Annotated in this window: 1 protein-coding gene; it reads left to right on the forward strand. The window is 37.2% G+C overall.

The genetic code is table 11. The features are described 5' to 3' along the window. A partial coding sequence (locus tag ABN217_RS19195) for an exodeoxyribonuclease V subunit gamma (RefSeq protein ID WP_349459847.1) occupies nucleotides 1-772 on the forward strand: 772 nt, incomplete at both ends.

Genomic DNA, 772 nt, shown 5'->3' on the forward strand with positions numbered 1-772 from the left:
TGGCCGCATGGGAAAACGATGAATTGATAGAAGGGTTGAGTGAAAATCAGCACTGGCAAAAAATATTGTGGGTAGCATTACAGCAATACACAAAAGATCTCAATCAGCCTCAATGGCATCGTTCTAATCTTTATCAACAATTTATTTCGACATTAAATGGTGCAAAAGAAGGAGAACTTCAGCACTGTTTTCCACCTCGTATCTTTATTTGTGGAATTTCTGCATTACCTCAAGTCTATTTGCAGGCACTGCAAGCAATTGGGCATCATACAGAGATCTATTTACTTTTTACAAACCCTTGCCGTTACTATTGGGGTGATATTCAAGATCCTAAATTTCTTGCTCGTCTTAATAGTCCAAAACCTCGTCATTATCAGCAATTACATGAATCGCCTTGGTTTAAAGATGAAAAAAATGCCTCTTTATTATTTAATGAAGAGGGAGAGCAAAATATCGGTAATCCGCTATTAGCCTCATGGGGAAAGCTGGGTAAAGATAACCTCTATTTTCTTTCTGAGCTTGAATATACTGATGTGTTGGATGCTTTTGTTGATATTCCAAGAGATTGCTTACTTCATCAATTACAAGCAGATATCCTTGATTTAGACGATTTTTCACAATTAGGCACAACTCTTAAAACTTATGAATGTAGTGAGAAAAAACGTGTTATTTCGCCTGATGATCACTCTCTGACCTTTCATGCAAGTCATAGCCCACAACGTGAAGTGGAAGTATTGCAAGATCAATTATTGCATTTGCTAGAGCAAGATCC

Source organism: Proteus sp. fly-1067, assembly GCF_040139345.1.
Taxonomy (GTDB): domain Bacteria; phylum Pseudomonadota; class Gammaproteobacteria; order Enterobacterales; family Enterobacteriaceae; genus Proteus; species Proteus vulgaris_B.